General features: G+C 51.2%; 22 protein-coding genes, 1 pseudogene and 1 riboswitch. Of the genes and pseudogenes, 11 read left to right on the forward strand and 12 right to left on the reverse strand.

Annotated elements, in window-relative coordinates:
- Nucleotides 1-100: 100 nt before the first annotated feature.
- Nucleotides 101-1,465 carry an L-serine ammonia-lyase gene (gene sdaA / locus AAIG39_RS09380; protein WP_090085931.1) on the forward strand — a complete coding sequence of 455 codons (1,365 nt, stop codon included), beginning with the start codon at nt 101-103 and terminating at the stop codon, nt 1,463-1,465.
- Between the two features lie 133 nt (nt 1,466-1,598).
- Nucleotides 1,599-3,191 carry an EAL domain-containing protein gene (locus AAIG39_RS09385; RefSeq protein WP_343193702.1) on the forward strand — a complete coding sequence of 531 codons (1,593 nt, stop codon included), beginning with the start codon at nt 1,599-1,601 and terminating at the stop codon, nt 3,189-3,191.
- A gap of 5 nt (nt 3,192-3,196) precedes the next feature.
- Here the strand turns inward: AAIG39_RS09385 and yoaE are convergent, their stop codons facing one another.
- On the reverse strand, nt 3,197-4,756 hold the full coding sequence (gene yoaE, locus AAIG39_RS09390) for a CNNM family cation transport protein YoaE (protein ID WP_343193703.1): 1,560 nt from the start codon (nt 4,754-4,756) through the stop codon (nt 3,197-3,199).
- A 442-nt stretch (nt 4,757-5,198) separates the two neighbouring features.
- On the opposite strand from yoaE, the gene manX reads away from it, so the two are divergent.
- The 5 genes from manX to mntP all read left to right on the forward strand — a co-directional run bounded on the left by manX (nt 5,199) and on the right by mntP (nt 9,343).
- Nucleotides 5,199-6,158 (forward strand): PTS mannose transporter subunit IIAB, encoded by a 960-nt coding sequence (manX, locus tag AAIG39_RS09395; RefSeq protein WP_343193704.1) that lies wholly within the window; start codon nt 5,199-5,201, stop codon nt 6,156-6,158.
- A 59-nt stretch (nt 6,159-6,217) separates the two neighbouring features.
- Nucleotides 6,218-7,018: a PTS mannose transporter subunit IIC gene (gene manY / locus AAIG39_RS09400; RefSeq protein ID WP_090085924.1), complete on the forward strand. Its 801-nt coding sequence runs from the start codon at nt 6,218-6,220 to the stop codon at nt 7,016-7,018.
- Nucleotides 7,019-7,030: 12 nt separating this feature from the next.
- Nucleotides 7,031-7,885 carry a PTS mannose transporter subunit IID gene (locus AAIG39_RS09405; protein ID WP_090085922.1) on the forward strand — a complete coding sequence of 285 codons (855 nt, stop codon included), beginning with the start codon at nt 7,031-7,033 and terminating at the stop codon, nt 7,883-7,885.
- 54 nt (nt 7,886-7,939) lie between these two features.
- Nucleotides 7,940-8,398 carry a DUF986 family protein gene (locus tag AAIG39_RS09410; RefSeq protein ID WP_090085919.1) on the forward strand — a complete coding sequence of 153 codons (459 nt, stop codon included), beginning with the start codon at nt 7,940-7,942 and terminating at the stop codon, nt 8,396-8,398.
- 196 nt (nt 8,399-8,594) lie between these two features.
- A riboswitch (yybP-ykoY riboswitch) is annotated at nt 8,595-8,770 on the forward strand.
- 6 nt (nt 8,771-8,776) lie between these two features.
- Nucleotides 8,777-9,343: a manganese efflux pump MntP gene (mntP, locus tag AAIG39_RS09415; protein WP_343193705.1), complete on the forward strand. Its 567-nt coding sequence runs from the start codon at nt 8,777-8,779 to the stop codon at nt 9,341-9,343.
- On the opposite strand, the gene rlmA is transcribed toward mntP, so the two are convergent.
- The 6 genes and pseudogenes from rlmA to mgrB form a co-directional block, all read right to left on the reverse strand.
- Nucleotides 9,340-10,155: a 23S rRNA (guanine(745)-N(1))-methyltransferase gene (gene rlmA / locus AAIG39_RS09420; protein WP_090085916.1), complete on the reverse strand. Its 816-nt coding sequence runs from the start codon at nt 10,153-10,155 to the stop codon at nt 9,340-9,342. The two genes, mntP and rlmA, sit on opposite strands and share 4 nt — an antisense overlap.
- Before the next feature lie 151 nt (nt 10,156-10,306).
- Nucleotides 10,307-10,516 (reverse strand): transcription antiterminator/RNA stability regulator CspE, encoded by a 210-nt coding sequence (gene cspE, locus AAIG39_RS09425; RefSeq protein WP_001062678.1) that lies wholly within the window; start codon nt 10,514-10,516, stop codon nt 10,307-10,309.
- Nucleotides 10,517-10,528: 12 nt separating this feature from the next.
- Nucleotides 10,529-10,673: pseudogene (locus AAIG39_RS09430) on the reverse strand (DUF2627 domain-containing protein).
- A gap of 505 nt (nt 10,674-11,178) precedes the next feature.
- Nucleotides 11,179-12,180: an MBL fold metallo-hydrolase gene (locus tag AAIG39_RS09435; protein ID WP_343193706.1), complete on the reverse strand. Its 1,002-nt coding sequence runs from the start codon at nt 12,178-12,180 to the stop codon at nt 11,179-11,181.
- A 22-nt stretch (nt 12,181-12,202) separates the two neighbouring features.
- Nucleotides 12,203-12,490 carry a YebO family protein gene (locus AAIG39_RS09440; RefSeq protein WP_090085910.1) on the reverse strand — a complete coding sequence of 96 codons (288 nt, stop codon included), beginning with the start codon at nt 12,488-12,490 and terminating at the stop codon, nt 12,203-12,205.
- Nucleotides 12,491-12,564: 74 nt separating this feature from the next.
- Nucleotides 12,565-12,708 (reverse strand): PhoP/PhoQ regulatory lipoprotein MgrB, encoded by a 144-nt coding sequence (gene mgrB / locus AAIG39_RS09445; RefSeq protein WP_072039749.1) that lies wholly within the window; start codon nt 12,706-12,708, stop codon nt 12,565-12,567.
- Between the two features lie 158 nt (nt 12,709-12,866).
- On the opposite strand from mgrB, the gene AAIG39_RS09450 reads away from it, so the two are divergent.
- A complete protein-coding gene (locus AAIG39_RS09450) occupies nt 12,867-13,106 on the forward strand; it encodes a YobH family protein (protein WP_343193707.1) in 240 nt (79 codons plus the stop codon).
- A 33-nt stretch (nt 13,107-13,139) separates the two neighbouring features.
- Here the strand turns inward: AAIG39_RS09450 and kdgR are convergent, their stop codons facing one another.
- The gene (gene kdgR, locus AAIG39_RS09455; protein ID WP_090085907.1) at nt 13,140-13,931 is read right to left on the reverse strand and encodes a DNA-binding transcriptional regulator KdgR; all 792 of its coding nucleotides are present in this window, start codon (nt 13,929-13,931) and stop codon (nt 13,140-13,142) included.
- Between the two features lie 177 nt (nt 13,932-14,108).
- Here kdgR and AAIG39_RS09460 point away from each other — a divergent pair, with 177 nt between their 5' ends.
- Complete coding sequence (locus tag AAIG39_RS09460; RefSeq protein WP_090085906.1) at nt 14,109-15,479, forward strand: MFS transporter; 1,371 nt, start codon at nt 14,109-14,111, stop codon at nt 15,477-15,479.
- A 45-nt stretch (nt 15,480-15,524) separates the two neighbouring features.
- Here AAIG39_RS09460 and htpX read toward each other — a convergent pair whose 3' ends face one another.
- From htpX to AAIG39_RS09480, 4 genes are all read right to left on the reverse strand, one after another.
- Entirely contained in the window at nt 15,525-16,406 is an 882-nt protein-coding gene (gene htpX / locus AAIG39_RS09465) for a protease HtpX (RefSeq protein ID WP_343193708.1), read from the reverse strand.
- Between the two features lie 193 nt (nt 16,407-16,599).
- Entirely contained in the window at nt 16,600-18,648 is a 2,049-nt protein-coding gene (gene prc / locus AAIG39_RS09470) for a carboxy terminal-processing peptidase (RefSeq protein ID WP_090085902.1), read from the reverse strand.
- Nucleotides 18,649-18,667: 19 nt separating this feature from the next.
- The gene (proQ, locus tag AAIG39_RS09475) at nt 18,668-19,354 is read right to left on the reverse strand and encodes an RNA chaperone ProQ (RefSeq protein ID WP_090085901.1); all 687 of its coding nucleotides are present in this window, start codon (nt 19,352-19,354) and stop codon (nt 18,668-18,670) included.
- 97 nt (nt 19,355-19,451) lie between these two features.
- Nucleotides 19,452-19,949, reverse strand: a complete 498-nt coding sequence (locus AAIG39_RS09480) for a GAF domain-containing protein (protein ID WP_343193709.1) — start codon at nt 19,947-19,949, stop codon at nt 19,452-19,454.
- 133 nt (nt 19,950-20,082) lie between these two features.
- Here AAIG39_RS09480 and yebS point away from each other — a divergent pair, with 133 nt between their 5' ends.
- Nucleotides 20,083-21,366, forward strand: coding sequence for a membrane integrity lipid transport subunit YebS (gene yebS, locus AAIG39_RS09485; RefSeq protein WP_090086060.1), 1,284 nt, complete (start codon nt 20,083-20,085; stop codon nt 21,364-21,366).
- Nucleotides 21,335-23,968: a PqiB family protein gene (locus tag AAIG39_RS09490; RefSeq protein WP_343193710.1), complete on the forward strand. Its 2,634-nt coding sequence runs from the start codon at nt 21,335-21,337 to the stop codon at nt 23,966-23,968. Before yebS ends, AAIG39_RS09490 begins: the two co-directional genes overlap by 32 nt.
- Nucleotides 23,969-24,040 lie beyond the last annotated feature (72 nt).

Consider the following 24,040-nt stretch of genomic DNA (forward strand, 5'->3'; position numbering starts at 1 on the left):
TCATGTGAATAATTAAGCTGACCGCACGCTTCCCTCTTACACTATGCGCAGTTATTACATCGTTACTGGAACCTCTGGTAACCCTGTCAGGAGTGTTAATGTGATTAGTATATTCGACATGTTCAAGGTGGGGATCGGTCCCTCTTCCTCCCACACTGTTGGCCCGATGAAAGCCGGGAAGCAGTTCGTCGATGACCTGGTCGAAAAAGGATTACTGGAAAGCGTCACCCGCGTTGCGGTGGATGTTTATGGCTCACTGTCACTGACAGGTAAAGGCCACCATACCGATATCGCCATTATTATGGGTCTGGCTGGCAATGAGCCAGCCACGGTAGACATTGATTCCATTCCGGCATTTATCCGCGATGTGGAAAATCGGGGTCGCCTGCTGCTCGCTCAGGGCCGTCGGGAAGTGGATTTTCCGCAGGATAACGGCATGCGTTTTCACAGCGACAATCTGCCGCTGCACGAAAATGCCATGAGCATCCACGCGTGGAATGGCGAGCGTGAAGTCTATAGCAATACCTGGTACTCCATCGGCGGTGGTTTTATTGTCGATGAAGAGCATTTTGGTAAAGAAGTGCTCAACGAAGTTACCGTTCCCTACCCGTTCAAATCGGCCAGCGATATGCTGAATTATTGCAAAGAGACCGGGCTTTCGCTCTCTGGCATGGTGATGCAAAACGAACTGGCGCTGCACAGCAAGCAGGAGATCGAAGCGTACTTCGGCCATGTCTGGGCGACGATGCGTGCCTGTATCGATCGCGGCATGAACACGGAAGGTGTGCTGCCTGGCCCGCTGCGCGTGCCACGTCGCGCCTCAGCGCTGCGTCGAATGCTGGTTGCCAGCGATAAGCTCTCAAACGATCCAATGAACGTTGTGGACTGGGTCAATATGTTCGCGCTGGCGGTGAACGAGGAGAACGCTGCTGGTGGACGTGTGGTGACAGCGCCGACAAACGGGGCTTGTGGTATTGTCCCGGCAGTGCTGGCCTACTATGACCACTTTATCGAATCCGTCACTCCGGATATTTATATCCGCTATTTCCTTGCCGCAGGCGCTATTGGCGCACTGTATAAAATGAACGCCTCGATTTCCGGCGCCGAGGTGGGTTGTCAGGGGGAAGTGGGCGTAGCGTGCTCAATGGCGGCGGCGGGCCTTGCGGAACTGCTGGGCGCCAGTCCGGAACAAGTTTGCGTGGCGGCGGAAATCGGTATGGAACATAATCTCGGCCTCACCTGTGACCCGGTCGCGGGTCAGGTACAGGTGCCCTGTATCGAGCGTAATGCTATTGCCTCAGTGAAAGCAATTAATGCCTCCCGTATGGCAATGCGCCGCACCAGCGCCCCCCGAGTCTCACTGGATAAGGTTATCGAAACCATGTACGAGACCGGCAAAGATATGAATGCTAAATATCGCGAAACCTCTCGCGGCGGCCTTGCCATCAAAGTTCAGTGCGACTAATACCCGTTTATAGCCCTTCTACGACAGAAGGGCTAAATTCTCTCTCTTTTCTCATCGTTTTTGCGCTTTCGCAACTACACTTTCTTTGTTCTGGCGGAAATTCCAGGCCAGTGGCTTTTAAGGCGGTCACGGCATGCAAACAGCACAAAGAATTATTAAAAGTTATCGGCGGAAACGGTTAATAATTTGCGTGACCGTGGCAATCGTGACGCTGATTTTCACTCTCGCCACTCGATTTATTTCGGAGCGCAATTTAAATCAGGACAAAATTGTCGCTTTTACCGCACATGCTGTTGAATCATTCGATAAATTACTTTTACCGCTTGAACGTAAGCGCGATGTGATCATGGCTCTCGTCGGCTTATCCTGTGCTAATGCCCATCTCTTATTACGCACGCAGGCCGCAAGTTTACAGACCGTGCGTGACATCGGGCTCATCAAAGACGGGGTTTTATACTGCTCAAGCATTTTTGGTTATCGGGATGTGCCGATTAAACAACTGCAACCCGCATTACCAGCAACAAAATCGCTGATGATGCTTTCCACCGATCAGTCGCTTTTGAAAAACAGCCCGGTGATGATTATATGGTATCCCACCACAACCGATGGTCAGAGCGGCATTATTGAGGTTGTTAATATCGATTTGCTGAGCAATTTAATGCTCGAACCTGACGAACCTTTAATTACCTCTGCAAGCCTGAGCGTGAATGACCGTCATCTGGTTTATGGCAGCGGAGTCAGTAATCGCCTGCCGGAACTGAATAATGAAGAACGCTATCAACAGGCTTCGGAACACTTTCCCTTTGTCGTTAGCGTGACCGGACCAGGGGCAGATGCGCTGGCATTGCGCCATTTACCGTCACAATTACCGCTGGCACTGCTATTAAGTTTACTGACTGGCTATATTGCCTGGCTGGCTACGGCCAGTCGCATGAGCTTTTCCGGGGAGATCAATCTGGGTCTCGCCGCAAGGGAGTTTGAGCTATTTTGCCAGCCTCTTCTGGAGGCGAACAACAACACCTGTATCGGCGTCGAAATCCTGTTGCGCTGGAACAATCCTCGTCAGGGCTGGATCTCGCCGGATGTTTTTATTCCCATCGCTGAAGAGCACAATTTAATCGCCCCGCTGACACGTTATGTGATGGCGGAAACGCAGCGCCAGCTTGGGCTTTTCCCGGCAGATAGTAGCTTTCAGATTGGTATCAATGTCGCTCCCAGCCACTTGCGCCATGGGATGTTGCTCGAGGATCTCAATCGTCTGTGGTATCACGCGAATCCGGTGCAACAATTAACCATTGAGCTTACCGAACGCGACGCTTTGCAGGACGTTGATTACCGTATGGTGCGCGAACTTCATCGCAGGGGGGCCAAAATCGCCATTGATGATTTTGGTACCGGGAACAGCTCGCTATCCTGGCTGGAGAGACTGCGCCCGGATGTATTAAAAATTGATAAATCATTCACCATGGCCATTGGTACAGATGCGGTGAACTCGACGGTGACAGATATGATTATCGCACTCGGGCAACGACTGAATATTGAACTGGTGGCGGAAGGGGTAGAAAACCCTCGTCAGGCACAACATCTGCGACAACGGGGGGTGCATATATTACAAGGCTTTCTGTACGCAAAGCCCATGCCGATCAAAGAGTTTCCGCGTTGGCTGGCGGGGTGGACTTCCCCGCCAGCGCGGCGTAAAGGGCTCATGATGCCGCTTATGCCATAGTCAGATTACTCTTCTTCGTCGTGAGGCGTTCGCTCTTTAACAACACGTACCAGGTCGACGCGATAGTCGTTTGCTTCGATAACGCTGATATGCAGTGGTGCAAGCTCCAGCCTGTCGCCAGGACGGGGGATCTGACCATTAATGGCAATCACCAGGCCCGCAACCGTGGCGATGTCCTCGTTCTCGTTGACCAGGGTGTCCAGGTCCAGCGTTTGTTGCAAAGCATGCAAATCGGTGGTGCCTTTAACCAGCCAGCCATCGCCATCAGCGACAATTTCCGGCGTTTCGTCGGCGTCAGGGAACTCACCGGCAATCGCCTCCAGGACGTCCAGCGGTGTTACCAGCCCCTGCACCACGCCAAATTCGTTGGTCACGATAACAAAGCTGCCACGGGCACGGCGCAATACGGCCAGCAGTTTAATGGGGTCCAGCGTTTCCGGTACAACAATTGCCGGTGATGCCGACGCCATTGCCGCAACGTCCGCCCCCTCTTCCAGCGCCACCAGCATCTCTTTCGCGCGAACAATACCCAGCACCTCATCCAGCTCACCGCGACAGACCGGGAACAGACTGTGGGGCGATGAGAGAAGCTGCTGGCGGATCTCTTCCACACTCAGGTTGGCGTCGACCCAACTGATTTCACCACGTGGCGTCATGATGCTGCGCAACGAGCGAGAAGCCAGAGTTAATACGCCATTGATCATGTAACGTTCCTCTTCGGCAAACGCCCCTTCCGGCACAGATACAGAAGACTGACTGTCGGTATCCTGTGTCTGGCTGGCCTGGCGTTTCCCCCCCATCAGACGCAAAATCGCATCGGCGGTACGCGCACGTAGCGGCAACGTCGACTGATGGCGAATAAAGTTACGACGCGCAATCTGGTTGAACAGCTCGATAATGATCGAAAAGCCAATCGCTGCGTACAGATAGCCTTTCGGAATATGGAAACCGAAACCTTCTGCCACCAGGCTCAGACCAATCATTAGCAGGAAGCTCAGACAGAGCACCACCACTGTAGGGTGCTGATTAACAAAGCGAGTCAGGGGTTTGGATGCCAGCAGCATAACTGCCATGGCAATCACCACTGCCGCCATCATGACCGGCAGATGATTGACCATCCCGACTGCGGTGATCACCGCATCAAGCGAGAACACGGCGTCAAGAATAACAATTTGTACAACCACCACCCAGAAACTGGCATATCCTTTACCCTGACCTTCATCGTGCTGACGATTTTCCAGCCGCTCATGTAGTTCGGTCGTCGCTTTAAACAGCAGGAATATCCCCCCAAGCAGCATGATCAAATCACGACCGGAGAAGGTGAAATCCCAGACAGAAAAGAGCGGTTTAGTCAGCGTTACCATCCAGGAGATAAGCGACAGCAGTCCTAAACGCATCACCAGCGCCAGGGAAAGACCAATCAGGCGCGCTTTATCTCGCTGCTTTGGCGGCAATTTGTCGGCGAGGATGGCGATAAATACCAGGTTATCAATACCAAGAACAATTTCCAGAACGACAAGTGTCAATAACCCCGCCCATATCGAGGGGTCCATTAAGAATTCCATGGCAAGCTCCGGCTAAAGGCATGATGAGTCCGCGCACAGGGAGGCGCAGGCATAATGACAACAAGGGGGTTCAAGGATAAAGAATGGCTGGCACAAAAAGGCCAAAGGGGGAACTGACGTCGGTGACGGTCCATACGGCGGGCTAATGCCCTTTACTCCTGATTATTTAAACGGATGCTAAACATATCAGAGAGAGTTTGAATTTTGCAAAGATTTACCAGAATTTGCATTTTGAGAGATATTTTTCGCTCCGAAATTTCCCGGGCGTTAAAGCTAAATTACGGATGTTCATCACATAAATTATTTTTTCGCTATCTAAAATAATTCCCGTCAGTTTTAGTTTTTTCTCTCTAAGCCCTGTCTGAATCGATTCGGGCAGCCGGGGAGATTCAGAATACATCAGTTAATGATGTGTTAACGACAAAAACGAAGGAGGTAGCAAGTGACCATTGCTATTGTGATAGGCACACATGGTTGGGTTGCGGAACAGTTACTCAAAACCGCCGAAATGCTATTGGGCGAGCAAGAGAATGTCGGTTGGATCGATTTCGTTCCCGGTGAAAACGCCGAAACGTTAATCGAAAAATACAACGCGCAACTGGAAAAGCTCGATACACATCAGGGCGTGCTATTTCTCGTTGATACATGGGGGGGCAGTCCGTTCAATGCTGCCAGCCGCATTGTCGTCGATAAAGAGCATTATGAAGTGGTGGCTGGCGTCAATATTCCTATGCTCGTGGAAACACTGATGGCGCGTGACGACAACCCAACCTTTGATGAGCTGGTGGCGGTCGCCGTGGAAACGGGACGTGAAGGAGTGAAAGCGCTGAAAGCCAAACCAGTGGAAAAACCGATACCCGCCGCGCCCCCTAAACCGGCGGCTCCAGTAAAACCCATGGGACCGAATGACTATATGATCATTGGTCTTGCCCGTATTGATGACCGCTTAATCCATGGTCAGGTCGCTACACGCTGGACTAAAGAAACAAACGTGACGCGAATTATCGTCGTCAGTGATGAAGTTGCAGCCGATAACGTACGTAAGACGCTGCTCACACAAGTTGCGCCTCCCGGGGTGACGGCGCACGTGGTGGACGTTGCCAAGATGATCCGTGTTTACAACAACCCGAAATATGCGGGTGAGCGGGTGATGCTGTTGTTTACCAATCCCACAGACGTACTGCGCATTGTCGAAGAAGGGGTGAAAATCACCTCTGTTAACATCGGTGGCATGGCCTACCGGCAGGGGAAAACTCAGGTGAACAACGCGGTTTCGGTGGATGACAAAGATATTGCAGCCTTCAAAAAGCTCAATGAACGCAATATCGAGCTCGAAGTTCGTAAAGTTTCTAACGACCCGAAACTGAAAATGATGGATTTGATTAACAAGGCAGCGAAGTAATCGCGCCGGGTTGGTTAACTCAGTTCACACTTACGTTTGTTTAGCATAGGAGAAGTACAATGGAGATTACCACTCTTCAGATTGTGCTGGTGTTCGTCGTCGCGTGTATTGCCGGTATGGAATCGGTACTTGATGAATTTCAGTTTCATCGTCCGTTAGTGGCCTGTACGCTGGTGGGGATCGTCCTGGGGGATATGAAAACCGGTATTATCATCGGCGGTACCCTGGAGATGATTGCGCTGGGCTGGATGAACATCGGTGCGGCAGTTGCTCCCGATGCCGCGCTCGCCTCTATTATCTCAACTGTTCTGGTTATCGCGGGGCATCAAAGTATTGGTGCTGGTATCGCTCTGGCTATCCCGCTGGCAGCAGCAGGCCAGGTACTGACGATCATCGTGCGTACTATCACCGTAGCATTCCAGCACGCTGCGGATAAGGCGGCAAACAATGGCAACCTCACGGCCCTATCCTGGATCCATGTCTCTTCCCTTTTCCTTCAGGCAATGCGTATTGCAATACCGGCGGTTATCGTTGCAATTTCCGTAGGGACCAGTGAAGTTCAGGGGATGCTGAACGCCATTCCGGAAGTCGTAACCAGCGGCCTGAACATCGCCGGCGGTATGATTGTGGTAGTTGGTTATGCGATGGTTATCAATATGATGCGCGCAGGCTACCTGATGCCGTTCTTCTACCTTGGTTTCGTGACTGCGGCGTTTACTAACTTCAACCTCGTTGCGCTCGGTGTGATTGGTGCCGTGATGGCCATCCTCTATATCCAACTGAGCCCGAAATATAACCGCTCTGCTGGTGCGCCTGCACAGGCTGCCGGTAATAACGATCTCGATAACGAACTGGACTAACAGGTGAGCGAAATGGTTGATATGACGACTAAAACTACCACTGTGAAAAAACTCACTCCGGGCGATATTCGTGGCGTGTTCATCCGTTCTAACCTGTTTCAGGGTTCATGGAACTTCGAACGTATGCAGGCGCTGGGTTTCTGCTTCTCTATGGTACCGGCTATCAGACGCCTCTACCCCGAGAACAACGACGCGCGTAAACAAGCTATCAAGCGTCACCTGGAGTTTTTTAACACCCATCCTTATGTTGCGGCGCCGGTACTGGGCGTAACGCTGGCGATGGAAGAACAACGTGCGAACGGGGCAGAGATTGACGATGGTGCCATCAACGGTATCAAAGTCGGTCTGATGGGTCCGCTGGCAGGTGTGGGTGACCCGATTTTCTGGGGTACCGTACGTCCGGTCTTCGCAGCGCTTGGTGCGGGTATCGCTATGAGCGGCAGCCTGCTTGGGCCTTTGCTGTTCTTCTTTCTGTTTAACCTGGTGCGCCTGGCAACCCGCTATTACGGCGTGGCGTACGGTTATCGCAAAGGTATCGATATCGTCCAGGATATGGGTGGTGGTTTCCTGCAGAAGCTGACGGAAGGGGCGTCGATACTCGGTCTCTTTGTCATGGGGGCGCTGGTCAACAAGTGGACGCATGTGAATATTCCGCTGGTGGTCTCGCGTATTACCGACCAGACCGGTAAACAAAACGTCACAACAGTGCAAACCATCCTCGATCAGTTGATGCCGGGCCTGGTTCCGCTACTGCTGACTTTCGCCTGTATGTGGTTGCTGCGTAAGAAAGTTAACCCACTGTGGATTATCGTCGGCTTCTTTGTCATCGGTATCGTAGGGTATGCGGTTGGCCTGTTAGGTCTGTAATCTGTTGTGTTATAACCGGGGCCTCGCCCCGGTTTTTTATTATCAGGAGGAACCATGACGCTCACGGACAGCATACTGATGTTGTTTATCGCCGCTCTGCTGGCATTTGCCATTTACGATGAACTTATCCTGCCCCGCCGTCACGGCGATACTCTGCTCACCCTCCCCTTATTGCGCCGCAGCCGTGTCGATGCAACTATTTTTGTTGGCCTGCTGATCATCCTTATTTACAACAATGTCACAAATAACGGTACGTCATTAACCACATGGTTATTATCTGCTCTGGCATTATTGGCTATTTATCTTTTTTGGATTCGCACGCCCAGGATTCTCTTCAAAACGCGGGGATTTTTCTTTTCCAGTGTCTGGATAGAATATAACCGTATTAAAGAGATGAATTTATCTGAGGATGGTGTGCTGGTGATGCAATTAGAACAAAGGCGCTTGCTTATTCGGGTTAAAAATATTGACGATCTGGAGAAGATATATAAATTACTCATTAAAATTCAATAAATTATGAGTAAAAATCACAACTCGCCGATGTATATTAAATAAGCACAATTATAGCCTTTGCTATATTTCGCCCGGTAGCTTTCTCAACTTTTTAACGTCATATTCACTTATGAATCTAAATGTTAATCGTTATCAATTGGCAAATGAATTAATAATTCTCTGTTATTGTTTTATATTCTCAAAATATGTTAAGGTTGCGCCCGTCGTTGGGGAGTAGCCGATTTCCATTTACTGGAAATGTACGTGTCAACATACTCGTTGCAAAACGTGGCACGTACGGACTGTGATTTATCCGGTCAGGCGAGACCATTGACACATCAACTGCTGTTTACTGGGGGCAGTGGTGTGTTATATGGAACTCCCGGTCAGGACGCTCGCATGAATTTATCCGCCACCCTTCTCCTCGCCTTTGGCATGTCGATGGATGCCTTCGCAGCATCAATCGGTAAAGGGGCGACACTGCATAAACCCAAATTCTCCGAAGCCCTGCGTACCGGCCTGATTTTTGGCGCTATCGAAACACTGACGCCACTTATAGGCTGGGGACTGGGAATGCTTGCCAGCCAATTTGTGCTGGAGTGGAATCACTGGATTGCCTTTATCTTGCTGATCTTCCTGGGCGGCAGAATGGTGCTGGAGGGTTTTCGCGCAGATGCCGATGACGCCGGGGAAGCGCCATGTCGCCACGGCTTCTGGCTGTTGGTCACTACCGCGATTGCGACCAGCCTTGATGCGATGGCCGTAGGGGTTGGTCTGGCATTCTTGCAGGTGAATATTCTGTCAACCGCCCTGGCGATCGGTTGCGCCACCCTGGTGATGTCCACCCTCGGCATGATGATTGGTCGTTATATAGGCCCGCTGCTGGGCAAACGGGCGGAGATTCTTGGCGGTATAGTGCTAATCGGGATCGGCATTGAGATCCTTTGGACACACTTCTCGGCTTAATCAACGCGTTGCAGACAATGCAGGGTAAAGTCTGTCTGACAGATAAAGCGCTCTTGCGCTGCCAGGGTTTCCCGGACATCCGGTTTTGCCCGCCAGGCAAAGGGCGTCATTTGTAGTAACGCGGCAGCCTCTGCACCCGTTAACTCCATCTCGTAGCTCAGTGATTGCTGCTCTGCGACACGAAACCCCTCTATCTCGCCAGTATCAGGTGCATGTAACTGCACTTCGCGGTAAATCAGCCCTTTCAGCTCCATCAAATGGCGCGGCCCAGGCGCTGCGGTGATAACCCATCCACCCGGTTTTACTACACGTAACAGTTCCTCTGCTTTGCAGGGCGCGTAAATACGTACGATAGCGTCAATGCTGTCATCCTGGAAAGGCAGGCGATGGCTGGAGGCAACGCAAAACATCACCTCAGAATAACGTTTTGCGGCTGCACGTATGGCCGCTTTTGAAACATCGAGTCCAAACATCCGGGCTTCTTTACGCTGCGCTACACCGGCAAAAGCCTGAGTGTAATACCCTTCCCCACAGCCAATGTCCAGTATCGCCTCTGCCTGCGCAGGCAGGCGCATCTGTAGCTCTGACGCAATCGCATCACGCAGCGGCTGATAGTGTCCGGCATCAAGAAACGCACGGCGCGCCTGCATCATTTCCGCGCTGTCACCCGGATCCCGCGAACGTTTGTGCTGCACCGGCAGTAAATTGACGTACCCTTCTTTCGCTATGTCGAACTGATGGCGTTGTGGGCAGGAAAAACTCTGTTCGGAACGCGTTAAGGGGGCGTGACAAAGTGGGCAACAAAAGGGCATGGCAACTCCGGAACTCTTTAAAGGACGCAAGTTTACCGCCATTCGTCGCATCGGGGAATGCGAAGCAGAAATTAAAAAGCCCCGCACAATGGCGAGGCTTTTCGCTGACATTGATACGCCGGTAGCGTCTCAAGTACCAGTGGATTTGAAATTAGATAGCAGTTACGTTAACAGCTGCCGGGCCTTTCTGGCCGTCCTGAATTTCAAACTCAACGTTCTGGCCTTCGGCCAGAGTTTTGAAGCCGTTACCCTGGATTGCAGAGAAGTGTACGAACACATCTTTGCTGCCATCAGCAGGAGTAATGAAACCAAAACCTTTGGACTCGTTGAACCACTTAACTTGACCTTTAATCTTTGCCATTTGCAATATTCCTTAATGTATATACTTCGCCCGTAGGCATTAACTGAGATAAAACTGAGACATTACTGCTTGAGGCACTAATATAAGGTTCGGCAGAGAAGCGGTATTCAACGATATCGTGTTTACTCAGGACTTCTTTACTGAAAATGCCACACATAAACAGAACTGTACCTCGTTTGACCCAAAACGTGTTATCACACACAACGTAAATTATGGCAAGCCATTTTTAAAAAGGCCTGGATCCGTCGCACAAATTCTAAGGTTATCAATACAACCAATGCAGATTTATGCAAAGAAGATAACCTCGTTACGACAGGCAGCCCGCCTTCTGGCCCGCGTTGATAACCCATCTTTTTTACCATAGCTCAATGAGTTCCATTCGTCCACGTAGCGGGATAAAAATATTACGGCATACCTTATATCACTAGCAGCATTAACGCATAGCTATGCCATTTTTCGCAAATCATGAAGCTATGAAATGCCCGCTCGCGCAACTAATCAAATGTGTTGGTTTACCATCGAATATTTGTTGTGCAATTAAGCAGGAGTGTGCACCAAAATAATGAAAGTCTGATGACAGTGCCTCATAAAAAGGCAATAAAAACGTTTCGATAAAAATAAAAAGTATTTAACTTGTTCTAAATAATAAATTAGTACCAGTGCTACTCGCCTCTATTTTGCAAAGATAAATACTGGCCAATTTTCAGTGTGGTGAAGTTCGTAATGTCATCTGCCGTTTCGCTTAATGCATTATCCAACTCGCGCAGCGGCTCATCCAGTGATTCATCCGCCAGTTCGAAAACACCCCAGTGAACAGGAAACGACAGAGGTTTACCCAACTGCAGCCATAAGGTTACTGCCTGTTGCGGATCCATATGGTTGTAGGCCATGAACCAACGAGGAGCGTATGCACCAATAGGGAGCGCTGCCAGGCTTAGCGGCCCCAGACGCTGTGGGATGGACAGTAATTCTTCGCTGTAACCGGTATCGCCGGGGAACCAGAAGCGTTGCGCGCTACTCTCGATCACCCAGCCACACCACAAGGCGCAATTACGATCCCAGGGTGTACGCATACTCCAGTGCTGCGCGGGCACAGCCGTATACACAAGCCCCTGAAAGACAATGCTTTGCCACCAGTCGAGTTCTGTCACATTTCGCGCGCCCAAACGACGGCACCAGTTTCCCAGGCCGAGGGGTACAAAAATCGCTACCTGTTGAAAATGTTGTATAAGCGCGCGCATTGTTCTGGCGTCAAGATGATCGTAGTGATTGTGCGAGATAACAATGGTATCGAGCGAAGGTAGTTCGGAAATGGCTAACGCAGGCGGTGTTCGTCGCCGTGGGCCGGCAAAACGTAGGGGCGACGCCCGGTCAGAGAAAACCGGGTCGGTCAAAATGTACTGCCCCATCAGGCGTAGCAGTATTGACGAGTGACCTAACCACCAGACCCTGTCATCGTCACCATTAATTTCTGCATGCTGCCACCACTGCGCAGTAAAACTGGCATACCCCCCGGCAGGCGGACGCGGTAAGCCTGCGGCTTTGCGCTCCTGCCGCCAACGTTTTACATCGCCAGACGCATGACCGCCGGGGGTGAGATTAGTAAAACCATCGGGACGATGGTGAGGGAACGCGGCATTAAACCAGAGATTTTTACGCGCCATAACGCCCCTCACCTCTGCAAATTTAACGCTCTGCTACCAGACGGATAAATTCATCGCCTTTGCCTTCTTCTTCAACGACCGGTGCCGGGGTAATCTCTTTTTCCGGCTCGTTAGATTCGCACAAGCGACGCAGCAACGCGTTCTGACGCTTTTGCTGATCTAACAATGCTTCGAGCAATTCGATCTGCTCATTAGTCCGCGAACTTGCACGATTGATAAAGAACCACAGCACCAACCCGACCAGCAACACCACCACCGAAACAACAAAAGACGCAATATTAAACGCGCCTGAACTCATTAATTCGTTCATTTTACCACCTCAACCAAAGAGGTACATTTTACCACTGGTAAGACGGAAGGAAATCATTAACGACAAAAAAGCCCCTACCAGGGGATATATTTATTGATGACGCAAATGCCGCTGAAAAACTGAACATCCTGGTCGCACATCACATTTAGCATTTGAGTCCAGAGCAACAGGCAGACCACCAGTACGGCGATCAGTATTAGCCATCTAAACTTTTTCACTCCACTCTCCGATACTCCACTTTATGTTACCAGGTTAGCATTAGTTACTTAAACCGCGACTAACTGTATCTCTAATCGGAGTTTTTAGGAATGCTCGGGTGTGCGGTCTTCCGTCAAAGCGATAGCCTGAAAACAGTATCCAAACGCAAGGAATGATGATGCGCACACTTATTCGGGCAATTATTGTCGTGGCACTGGTCTGGGTTGGTATTTTGCTAAGTGGATATGGCGTGCTGGTTGGCAGCCATGAAAATGCCGCAGGTCTGGGATTACAGTGTAAATACCTGACGGCCCGGGGCGTCAGCACAGCACAATATGTTCACTCAAGCAGCGGTATTATCGGACTTACGCAATGCCCGGTACTACGCAAAAGCGAAACTGTTGTCGATAATGGGTAAACAAACGCCGCCATCAAGGCGGCGTTTTCACACTCAGAACGGATAATCGTTATAACCCATCTGTTCAGAAATCTTACGCGCAGCATGGTGGAGCATACTGACATACTCATGCAGACGTTCCTCGGAGAAACGCAGCGTCGGAAAGGAGATACTCAGCCCGGCAATGACGACGCCGAAACGGTCAAATACTGGCACACCAATGCAACGTAAGCCTTCTTCCTGCTCTTCATTATCTTCGCCATAGCCCTGCTGACGGACAATATCGAGCATCGGCAACAGATCCTCGGTACTGGTAATGGTGCGCTCGGTGCTGCGTTTGTACTCTACCCCCTCAAGGATCTGCATAACCTCTTCCTTGTCACGCCACGCAAGTAATACTTTACCAATCGCAGTGCTATAGAGCGGGTTGCGGCGGCCAATGCGTGAATACATGCGCAGGTTATACATAGAGTCGATTTTGTGGATATAGACAATGCTGTCTTCGTCCAACGCGCCCAGGTGGATAGTCTCTTTGGTGAGTCGAGAGAGTTCACGCATCTGAATATCGGCACTGCGGATCAGATCGACGTTTTGCAACGCGCGTGCACCGAGTTCGAACAGTTTAAGGGTGAGAGAGTACTTCTCCGACTCCCCTTCCTGAGCAACATAACCCAGTGATTTCATCGTCTGCAAAAAGCGATATACGGTGCTTTTAGACATCATGACGCGCTGCGAAAGTTCGGTGATCCCAATCTCACGTTCTTCGCCAAGCGCCTGCAGAATGCCAAATACCTTCAGTACAGAAGACACAGAATCTGGCTGCTTATCCAAATCTGCAATAGCCATTAGTCACCTCATCGCCCGTGTTTTATAAAAATCAGAATAGGTTTTTATTATAAATTTCTCGCCTGCCCGTCGCAATCCGAGTTTCGCAACTTCGTTACAAATCTGCGATATAAAACCGAAATACGGATGATAGAATCATTATACAAATCATTGAACAAGCAAAACCCAGCTTTTCTCATGAATAAATCCACCCCAGACGGCTTACCGGTTCCACAGCGCTACGGCGCAATATTAACGATTGTTATTGGCATTACTATGGCCGTGCTCGACGGTGCCATTGCTAATGTTGCACTACCGACTATTGCACGGGACCTGCATGCATCACCGGCCAGTTCAATTTGGGTCGTTAATGCCTACCAGATAGCGATTGTCATCTCGTTGCTGACCCTGTCATTCCTCGGCGATATGTTCGGCTACCGTCGTGTCTACCAGTGTGGACTTGTGCTCTTTACTCTTACTTCTCTGCTTTGCGCACTGTCAGATTCGTTACTCACGCTGACGCTTGCCCGTGTCGCCCAGGGTTTCGGCGGCGCGGCGCTGATGAGCGTGAATACCGCATTAATACGCCTGATTTACCCACAGCGTCAGTTAGGGCGTGGAATGGGAATCAACTCTTTCGTGGTAGCTGTCTCTTCGGCAGCAGGCCCGACAATTGCCGCTGCGATTCTCTCTGTCGCCTCCTGGCAGTGGCTGTTTTTGATTAATGTGCCTCTGGGAATACTCTCGCTGGTACTGGCATTGCGTTATTTACCCGCTAATGGCTCACGCAGTGCGATGCCGAAATTTGATCTTCCCAGTGCGGTGATGAACGCGTTAACGTTTGGTTTACTTATAACCGCGATGAGCGGATTTGCCCAGGGGCAATCCATTACGCTGGTAGTCGCTGAAATTACGGGCATGCTGGTGATCGGCACCTTTTTTGTCCGTCGACAACTGCGTTTGTCGGTACCTCTGTTACCCATCGACCTGTTGCGTATTCCACTGTTCTCATTATCGATTTGTACGTCAATCTGCTCTTTTTGCGCACAAATGCTGGCCCTTGTTTCCCTGCCCTTCTTTATGCAATCGATACTTGGACGCAGCGAAGTGGAAACCGGTCTGCTGTTAACGCCGTGGCCATTAGCCACCATGGTGATGGCGCCACTGGCTGGTTATCTGATTGAACGTGTTCATGCCGGGCTGCTGGGGGCGCTGGGACTGGCTATGATGGCGTGCGGCCTGTTTGCGCTCGCGATGCTGCCAGCAGCGCCTGCCGATGTGGATATTATCTGGCGAATGGCCCTTTGCGGGGCAGGATTTGGTCTGTTCCAGTCACCCAATAACCATACGATCATCAGCTCCGCACCGCGTCAGCGTAGCGGTGGCGCCAGTGGCATGCTGGGTACCGCGCGCCTGTTAGGACAGAGTTCCGGCGCGGCACTGGTGGCGTTACTCTTCAACCTGTTTGATAAAAGCGGTACGCATACATCACTTCTGCTCGCAGGCATACTGGCAACCCTCGCTGCAATCATCAGCGGCTTGCGGATCACACAGCCGCGCGCTGCATAAAAAAAGCGCGTCATATGACGCGCTTCTTCATTTCAGGCTCACGCCTTATTTGAGATAAGCCCCGCTACGCAGCGCTTCGATACGTTTGTCGAGTGGGGGGTGAGTCATAAACAGTTCACTTAACGATTTAGACTTACCGTTGATGCAAAATGCCATCATGCTGCTGGCTTCCTGCGGCTCATAGCTGGTTTTCAGGCGCTGGAGCGCAGCAATCATCTTTTCACGGCCAACGAGTTTCGCAGAACCCGCATCAGCATGGAATTCACGGTGACGTGAGAACCACATCGTGATGATGCTGGCCAGAATACCAAAAACCAGTTCCAGCACGGTAGCTACAGCGAGGTAGATTAACGGGTTACCGTTGCTCTCTTCGCCGTCATCGCGGTTGCCGCTAAGAAAACCTGATGCAATCTGCGCGAGAATGCGCGAGATGAAAATAACGAAGGTGTTCACCACCCCCTGAATCAGGGTCATCGTGACCATATCGCCATTGGCGATGTGACTAATTTCATGCGCAATAACCGCTTCGGCTTCATCACGGCTCATATTCTGCAAAAGACCGGTACTGACGGCGACCAGCGAAGCATCACGGCGGGCACCTGTCGCGAATGCGTTGATATCCGGCGCATGGTAGATTGCCACCTGCGGCATGGCGATACCGGCCTGACGAGACTGATTCGCAACCGTGTTCATTAACCAACGTTCCATGTCGTTACGTGGTTGTTCGATAACCTCACCGCCTACGGATTTCAGTGCCATCCATTTCGACATCAGCAGTGAAACAAAAGAGCCGCCAAAACCAAACAGCAGCGCCATAATCAACAATCCCTGCACGCTGCTCGACTGAATGCCCGTCAGGCTAAGCACCAGGCCGAACACCAGCATGACGGCAAGGTTAGTCAACAGGAAGAGCGCGATACGCATCATAATTTTCTTTTAACCTCTAATTAACAAAACGCACTATGCGATTACCCACATCGTATGGTTAATCCGGCTATTTTCAAGCACCAGAACGCCGTAAGTCACCAGAAAGACACAACTTTACATTTTGTAGCACAATGCTTACGCCATCTGGAGCTTGTTAAAAAAACAGGCACAATTTCTTGTGCCTGTCAGAAGGTTATTTTGCGGGAGCGGGGTCAGCCGCGGGGGTATCTTTTTCAAGATGGGCAAGGTCCAGAGCTATATGGACGGTCTCATCCAGATAAGGATCCGGCTCCTGGTAATCTTTCGGCAGATCTTCCAGTTTTTTCAGCTGCGGTTTGCCTTCACGTTTGAATCGATCGTTGAGGCGACTGAGACGAATAGCATCGTCTTCGGCGTTCTCTTTTTCACGCTGCGCATAGTTCAGTGACACGATATTCTTCTTATCTTTCAGGGCATTGAAGCGAGCAATGTCCTTCATGATGTACTGGAATTCCGGGTCCTTCGCAATACGCTCATCATGTTCCTGCAGCAGTTGCGGGCCAAATGGCTTCATATCACCATACTTCGTAAAGTTGGCCGCATTGATGCTATCCCACGGCAATGCGTTATCTTCAAACTTCTCGCCGGTTTCCGTCACTTGCGTACCCGTCGGCATAATAATGTCCGGCGTGACGCCTTTCCGCTGTGTACTGCCACCATTAACACGATAGAACTTCTGGATGGTGTACTGCACTGAACCCAGCGCGGGCCATTCCGGACGCAACATCTGGTCGTAAATACGGTTCAGCGAGCGATACTGCTGAACGGTGCCTTTACCAAAGGTTGGCTCACCGACGATCAATGCACGTCCATAATCCTGCATCGCAGCAGCAAATATTTCCGATGCCGAGGCACTGAAGCGATCGACCAGCACCACCAGCGGGCCTTTATAATACACCACGCCGTCGGTATCGCTGTCTTCACGGACTTTGCCATTATTGTCACGAACCTGAACCACCGGACCTGAAGGAATAAACAGGCCGGAAAGGGAAACGGCTTCCGTTAATGCTCCGCCACCGTTCGTGCGCAGATCAATCACGACGCTGCTCACGTTCTGTTTTTCCAGCTTCTGCAACTGAACCTTGACGTCATCCGTCAGACCCACATAGAAGCCAGGAATATCCAGGACGCCAACTTTTTCCTTGCCGACCGTTTTGACCGACATTTTTACCGCACGGTCTTCCAGACGAATACGCTCACGGGTCAGCGTCACAATCCGCGTCTTCGTTCCTTTACCCGCAGGCAAAATTTCAAGGCGAACTTTGCTGCCTTTCGGACCTTTGATCAGCGCAACAACATCATCGAGACGCCAGCCAATGACATCGACCATATTCTGGCCCGTCTGCCCGACCCCAACGATACGATCGCCAACGCTGATAGCTTTGCTCTTCGCCGCCGGACCACCCGCCACCATCGAATTGATAACGGTGTAGTCGTCATCCATCTGCAGAACGGCACCAATACCTTCCAGAGAAAGGCTCATCTCGGTATTGAACTGCTCAGTATTGCGTGGCGAGAGATAGTTAGTATGCGGATCAATTTCGCGGGCAAAAGAGGTCATCGCCAGTGAGAACACATCTTCACTGTTCGTTTGCACCAGCCGACGAATAGCGAATTTGTAGCGACGCGTCAGGGTGTCGCGGATCTCTTTGTCATCTTTACCGGTGAGCTTGAGGCTTAACTCGTCATATTTGACTTTGCTATCCCAAAGGGCGTTAAGCTCTGACTCATCCTTTGGCCACGGCGCTTTACTGCGGTCAAGGTTGAACGTGTCGTTGCCTGAAAAGTCCATCGGGCGCTCCAGCACTTTCAGTGCGTACTGGTAGCGTTCGAAACGGCGTTTTTGCGCAAGGTTGTAGAGATCGTAGAAAACATCGAGTTTACCGGTGCGGAGCTCATCACCTAGTAACGTTTTTTTCTGCGCAAATTGAGCAACGTCGCTGGCCAGAAGCACATTATGGCTGTAGTCCAGCAAATTGAGGTAACGATCAAAGATCTTTGCCGAAAAGGCCTGATCCAAATCGAATTGACGGTAGTGAGAACGGGTAAACCGCGAAGTCACTCGTTCACTCACCGTCGCGTGCTGAGCCTCTTCCTTTAATACCGGAATTTGATCGGCACGGGTAATATCTTCCACCGCGAAAACCTGGCCTGTTACTAATAACAGACCAGCCAACGCTGTGCGCTTAAACAAAGTGTTCATGCCAGGCCAGGCCTCCGTTTCAGAACATCAAATGTTCTGCGCGTACAATCATCGACATACCCGAAGTAAGCTGTACGCGAACGCCGTCTTTGGTGATTTCCAGTACGGTGGCGTCCATCGCATTATTACCCGCTTTAACCTTAAGGTTTTGACCTACAGTCAGTGCAGATAAATCTGAAACTGGCGTATGACGTTCTTCTCGCGGCGCGCGCTGAGGTTTTGCGGCAGGTTTGTCAGTACGAGGTTTACGCTCGCTATTTTCCTTACGACGTGGTGCCGGACGGGGTTTACGCTCACGACGTGGAGCCTCTTCCGTCTCACCTGCAGCAATGGCTGCTTCTCGTTTTTTCGCCTGTTGTTCAGCGCGTTGCGCCTGAACGCGAGCTTTGGCTTCTTCAAGCTGTTTACGGGCGTGCTCAACGTGCTGCTCATCCAGAACGCCACACGGGTTACCGTCGAGATCGACACGGGCCGCACCAGCTTTGATACCGTAAAGGTAACGCCAGCTTGAAGTGTAAAGACGTAAAGCGGAACGAAGTTGAGTTTTGCTGAGATTCATCTCGCCCTCAACTCGTGCAACCAGATCCTGAAAAATACCGATTTTCAGGGGACGCGCTTCGCCTTCTGCACTGAAACAGTGAGGAAAACGTTCGGACAGAAAGGCGATAACTTCTTTACTGCTATTCAACTTAGGTTGATTTTCCATGAAATTTCCTGATTACAACGGACGTTGCCAACAAGCCGCAGGCATGAACAGGCGTCATTATAATGACGCTATCCGTAAATGCTACGTTATCCGTTGATTATCCTGCGACGCCCGCAAAGAATTTTTTATAATCGGTCTGTATAAGCGTGTTTTCCAGGTGCGATACCAGCTCACGCAACCCCTGTTCATCCTCTGCAGCAAAGCGCGAGAATGCGACGCTGTCGATATCAAGTACGCCAATAACCTGATTATTCAGGGTAATGGGCAGTACGATTTCGGCATTACTGGCAGCATCGCAGGCAATATGCACTGAGAACTGATGTACATCGTCCACGCGTTGCACGCTATTTTGCGCCACGGCAGTACCGCAAACACCACGCCCAACCGGAATACGCACGCAGGCAATCTTGCCCTGGAAGGGTCCTAATACCAGCGTATCCCCTTCAAGGAGGTAAAAACCTGCCCAGTTCACATCGCTCAGTCGCTCAAAAAGCAACGCGCTGGTGTTAGCGAGTGTCGCTAAAAAACTGGTTTCACCTGCCATTAACGCCTGAAAGTCACGGTTCAAATCCGCGTAAAATTCTATTTTGTTCATTATCCAATCACTTTATGTCTTACTTCGGTCATGCAGTGTAGCTTATTAAAATAAGCATTAAATGCGTTGATGCTCAAGAAGTTCCCGTCATGAGTTAAGATAGATTTATTCCTGATTTATTCATATGCATGCAATGGCCCTGAAAAACCGACAAATAACGCCTGCTAAAAAAATGGCTGTCCACGCCATCGGCGACGCCTTGCCCCGCGCACATTATCAGCGATGTCCGCAATGCGATACGCTTTTTGCCCTTCCGGTCATGAAATCGCACCAAAGTGCATTCTGTCCGTGCTGTGATGCGAAAATTCGCGACGGGAGAGATTGGTCATTAACCCGCCTGGCGGCGATGGCCGTAACGATGATCCTGCTTATGCCATTCGCATGGAGCGAGCCGCTGCTTCATCTTTACCTGCTCGGCGTACGTATTGACGCAAACCTGCTCCAGGGTATCTGGCAGATGACCGCACAGGGCGATCCGCTCACTGCCGCCATGGTGCTGTTTTGTACCGTAGGAGCCCCGCTGATTCTGGTCGCCGCAATCGCCTACTTATGGTTCGGTAACATACTGGGAATGAATCTGCGCCCGGTTCTGCTGATGCTGGAAAAGCTAAAAGAGTGGGTAATGCTGGATATTTATCTGGTGGGCATTGGCGTTGCCTCTATCAAAGTAAAGGACTATGCCTTTCTGCAGCCAGGTATTGGCCTTATCGCTTTTGTTGCCCTGGTGATCTTAAGTATTTTGACGCTGATTCACTTGAACGTGGAGCAGCTCTGGGAGCGTTTCTACCCGCAGCGACCAGCCAAACGCCCTGATGAAAAGCTGCGCATCTGCCTCGGATGTCACTTCACCGGCTTCCCGGATCCGCGAGGCCGCTGCCCGCGATGCCATATTCCCCTGCGCTATCGCCGCCGGCAAAGCGTACAAAAATGTTGGGCTGCGCTGATCGCATCGATGATATTTTTGTTACCGGCTAATCTGCTCCCCATCTCGGTGGTCTACGTCAATGGGGCACGGCAGGAAGACACTATTTTGTCCGGTATTATGTCACTGGCTAACAGCAATATCGCCGTCGCAGGCGTCGTGTTTATTGCCAGTATTCTGGTGCCATTTACCAAAGTTATCGTGCTGTTTACACTGCTTCTTAGCATCCATTTCAAATTCGAACAGGGGTTACGTACACGCATCCTGCTTCTGCGCTTTGTGACCTGGATTGGGCGTTGGTCAATGCTCGATCTGTTTGTCATCTCGCTGACAATGTCACTGATTAACCGCGACCAGTTACTTGCTTTTACCATGGGACCGGCTGCGTTTTATTTCGGCGCAGCTGTAATATTGACTATTCTTGCTGTGGAATGGCTGGACAGCCGCTTACTTTGGGATGCACATGAGTCAGGAAACCCCCGCTTCGCCGACTGAAGCGCGTATAAAAACAAAACGCCGCATTTCACCTTTCTGGCTGCTGCCGGTTATCGCACTGCTGATTGCAGGCTGGCTGGTCTGGGGAAGCTATAAAGATCGCGGTAATACAATCACCATCGATTTTATGTCTGCGGACGGCATTGTCGCAGGCAGAACACCGATTCGTTATCAGGGTGTTGAAGTGGGCACCGTGCAGGATATTCGCCTGAGCGATGACCTGAAAAAAATTGAAGTACGCGCCAGCATTAAAGCCAATGTGAAAGATGCTTTGCGCAGTGAGACGCAATTCTGGCTTGTCACGCCAAAAGCCTCGCTGGCGGGCGTTTCCGGGCTGGATGCACTGGTCGGTGGTAACTATATCGGTATGATGCCCGGTAAAGGTGAGCCGCAAGAACACTTCACTGCGCTCGACACTCAACCCAAATATCGCCTGAATAATGGCGAACTGATGATCCATCTTCACGCCCCGGACCTGGGATCGCTTAACAGCGGGTCGCTGGTCTATTTTCGGAAAATTCCGGTCGGACGCGTTTACGATTATTCCATCAATAACAATAAACAAGGCGTCACCATAGATGTACTGATAGAGCGCCGCTTTACCAATCTGGTGAAAAAAGGCAGCCGCTTCTGGAATATTTCCGGCGTAAAAGCGGATGTCAGCCTGAGTGGTGCAAAAGTGGAGCTTGAAAGCCTCGCGGCGCTGGTCAATGGGGCTATCGCTTTCGACTCTCCGGACTCCTCACAGCCTGCGGCGCAGGACGATGAGTACGGTCTGTATGAAGACCTCGCCCATAGCCAACGCGGGGTGCTGGTCAAACTCGACCTCCCGGGTGGCGATGGTCTGAAAGCAGGATCGACAGCGCTGATGTATCAGGGGCTGCAGGTTGGTCAGTTGACCAAACTCAATCTCAACCCCGGTGGCGCAGTAACTGGCGAAATGACGGTGGATCCGGGTGTCGTTAATTTATTGCGTGACAATACGCGTATCGAAATGCGTAGTCCTAAGATTTCACTTGATAACCCCAACATCAGTTCGCTGCTGACAGGCACTACGCTGGAGCTGGTGCCAGGTGAAGGTGAGCCTCGTAATCATTTTGTGGTGCTTCCGGCAACAAAAAATCTGTTGCAGCAACCCGGGGTCATCACACTGACGCTCACCGCACCGGAAAGCTATGGTATTGACGCAGGGCAACCGTTGATTTTGCATGGCGTGCAAGTCGGCCAGGTACTGGAGCGAAATTTAACCAGTAAAGGCGTTTCGTTTGCCCTGGCTATCGACCCGCAATACCGCGAACTGGTACACGGTGACAGCAAGTTTGTGGTCAACAGCCGTATTGACGTCAAAATGGGCATTGATGGCGTTGAGTTTCTCGCCGCCAGCGCCAACGAGTGGCTTAGCGGTGGTATTCGCATTCTTCCTGGCAGCAAAGGCGAGATGAAAACCACTTACCCGCTGTTCGCTAATCTCGATAAAGCACTGGAAAATAGCCTCAGCGATCTGCCGACAACCACCCTGACCCTGACCGCAGATACCCTGCCGGATGTGCAGGCAGGTTCAGTCGTGCTCTACCGTAAATTTGAAGTGGGTGAAATCATTACCGTGCGTCCCCGGGCCGATGCGTTTGATATCGAAGTGCATATCAAGCCGGAGTATCGCTCCCTGCTGACCAGCAATAGCGTTTTTTGGGCCGAAGGCGGTGCGAAAGTTCAATTGAACGGTAGCGGCCTGACGGTGCAGGCGTCGCCATTGTCTCGTGCCCTGAAAGGAGCAATCAGTTTCGATAATCTCAGCGGCGCCAGTGCCAGCGCACGCAAAGGCGACAAACGTATCCTTTACGCATCTGAGACCGCTGCGCGCGCCGTGGGGAGTCAGATCACCCTGCATGCCTATGATGCCGGAAAACTGGCAGCAGGTATGCCAATTCGCTATCTGGGTATTGATATCGGACAGATTTCGAACCTCCAGCTCATTGCTGACAAGAGCGAAGTGCAGGCAACCGGGGTGCTCTACCCTGAATATGTGCAGACCTTTGCCCGTAGCGGCACGCGTTTTTCTGTTGTTACACCGCAAATCTCTGCGGCGGGTGTTGAGCATCTTGATACCATCCTGCAGCCCTATATCAACGTTGAACCCGGTCATGGCGAGGCGCGCCGTGACTTTGAAATACAGGAAACCACAATCACCGATTCCCGTTATCTGGATGGTTTGAACGTAGTAGTTGAAGCACCGGAGGCCGGTTCGTTGAATATTGGCACGCCCGTTCTGTTCCGTGGGATTGAAGTGGGTACCGTCACGGGCCTGATGCTCGGCTCCCTGTCAGATCGCGTAATGGTTGGGCTGCGGATCAGCAAACGTTATCAGCATCTGGTGCGAAACAATTCCGTGTTCTGGCTGGCTTCCGGCTATTCGCTGGACTTTGGCCTGACCGGTGGTGTGGTGAAAACGGGCACCTTTAACCAGTTTATTCGCGGAGGGGTAGCCTTTGCCACGCCTCCGGGTATCCCGCTGGCACCACAAGCGCAGCCAGGCAAACATTTCCTGTTGCAGGAAAGCGAGCCTAAAGAGTGGCGTCAATGGGGGACCGCCCTGCCACGCTAATGCCTTACCGCTCCGGCGTGCCCGCGCCGGAGCGAGTATGTTACACTGCGCCCCTCTCTGCTTTCCTGTGGT

This window comes from Phytobacter palmae, assembly GCF_039409775.1.
Lineage (GTDB): Bacteria > Pseudomonadota > Gammaproteobacteria > Enterobacterales > Enterobacteriaceae > Phytobacter > Phytobacter palmae.

Excerpts from the sequence above, each read along its gene's own strand:
- yebS (WP_090086060.1), top strand. The coding sequence starts at position 20,083 with ATGGCCCTGAAAAACCGACAAATAACGCCTGCTAAAAAAATGGCTGTC.
- cspE (WP_001062678.1), bottom strand. The coding sequence starts at position 10,516 with ATGGCAAAGATTAAAGGTCAAGTTAAGTGGTTCAACGAGTCCAAAGGT.
- AAIG39_RS09405 (WP_090085922.1), top strand. The coding sequence starts at position 7,031 with ATGGTTGATATGACGACTAAAACTACCACTGTGAAAAAACTCACTCCG.
- AAIG39_RS09490 (WP_343193710.1), top strand. The coding sequence starts at position 21,335 with ATGAGTCAGGAAACCCCCGCTTCGCCGACTGAAGCGCGTATAAAAACA.
- AAIG39_RS09460 (WP_090085906.1), top strand. The coding sequence starts at position 14,109 with ATGAATAAATCCACCCCAGACGGCTTACCGGTTCCACAGCGCTACGGC.
- prc (WP_090085902.1), bottom strand. The coding sequence starts at position 18,648 with ATGAACACTTTGTTTAAGCGCACAGCGTTGGCTGGTCTGTTATTAGTA.
- AAIG39_RS09410 (WP_090085919.1), top strand. The coding sequence starts at position 7,940 with ATGACGCTCACGGACAGCATACTGATGTTGTTTATCGCCGCTCTGCTG.
- rlmA (WP_090085916.1), bottom strand. The coding sequence starts at position 10,155 with ATGCCCTTTTGTTGCCCACTTTGTCACGCCCCCTTAACGCGTTCCGAA.
- kdgR (WP_090085907.1), bottom strand. The coding sequence starts at position 13,931 with ATGGCTATTGCAGATTTGGATAAGCAGCCAGATTCTGTGTCTTCTGTA.
- proQ (WP_090085901.1), bottom strand. The coding sequence starts at position 19,354 with ATGGAAAATCAACCTAAGTTGAATAGCAGTAAAGAAGTTATCGCCTTT.
- yoaE (WP_343193703.1), bottom strand. The coding sequence starts at position 4,756 with ATGGAATTCTTAATGGACCCCTCGATATGGGCGGGGTTATTGACACTT.
- mntP (WP_343193705.1), top strand. The coding sequence starts at position 8,777 with ATGAATTTATCCGCCACCCTTCTCCTCGCCTTTGGCATGTCGATGGAT.
- htpX (WP_343193708.1), bottom strand. The coding sequence starts at position 16,406 with ATGATGCGTATCGCGCTCTTCCTGTTGACTAACCTTGCCGTCATGCTG.
- AAIG39_RS09385 (WP_343193702.1), top strand. The coding sequence starts at position 1,599 with ATGCAAACAGCACAAAGAATTATTAAAAGTTATCGGCGGAAACGGTTA.
- AAIG39_RS09440 (WP_090085910.1), bottom strand. The coding sequence starts at position 12,490 with ATGAACGAATTAATGAGTTCAGGCGCGTTTAATATTGCGTCTTTTGTT.
- AAIG39_RS09450 (WP_343193707.1), top strand. The coding sequence starts at position 12,867 with ATGCGCACACTTATTCGGGCAATTATTGTCGTGGCACTGGTCTGGGTT.
- AAIG39_RS09480 (WP_343193709.1), bottom strand. The coding sequence starts at position 19,949 with ATGAACAAAATAGAATTTTACGCGGATTTGAACCGTGACTTTCAGGCG.
- manY (WP_090085924.1), top strand. The coding sequence starts at position 6,218 with ATGGAGATTACCACTCTTCAGATTGTGCTGGTGTTCGTCGTCGCGTGT.
- AAIG39_RS09435 (WP_343193706.1), bottom strand. The coding sequence starts at position 12,180 with ATGGCGCGTAAAAATCTCTGGTTTAATGCCGCGTTCCCTCACCATCGT.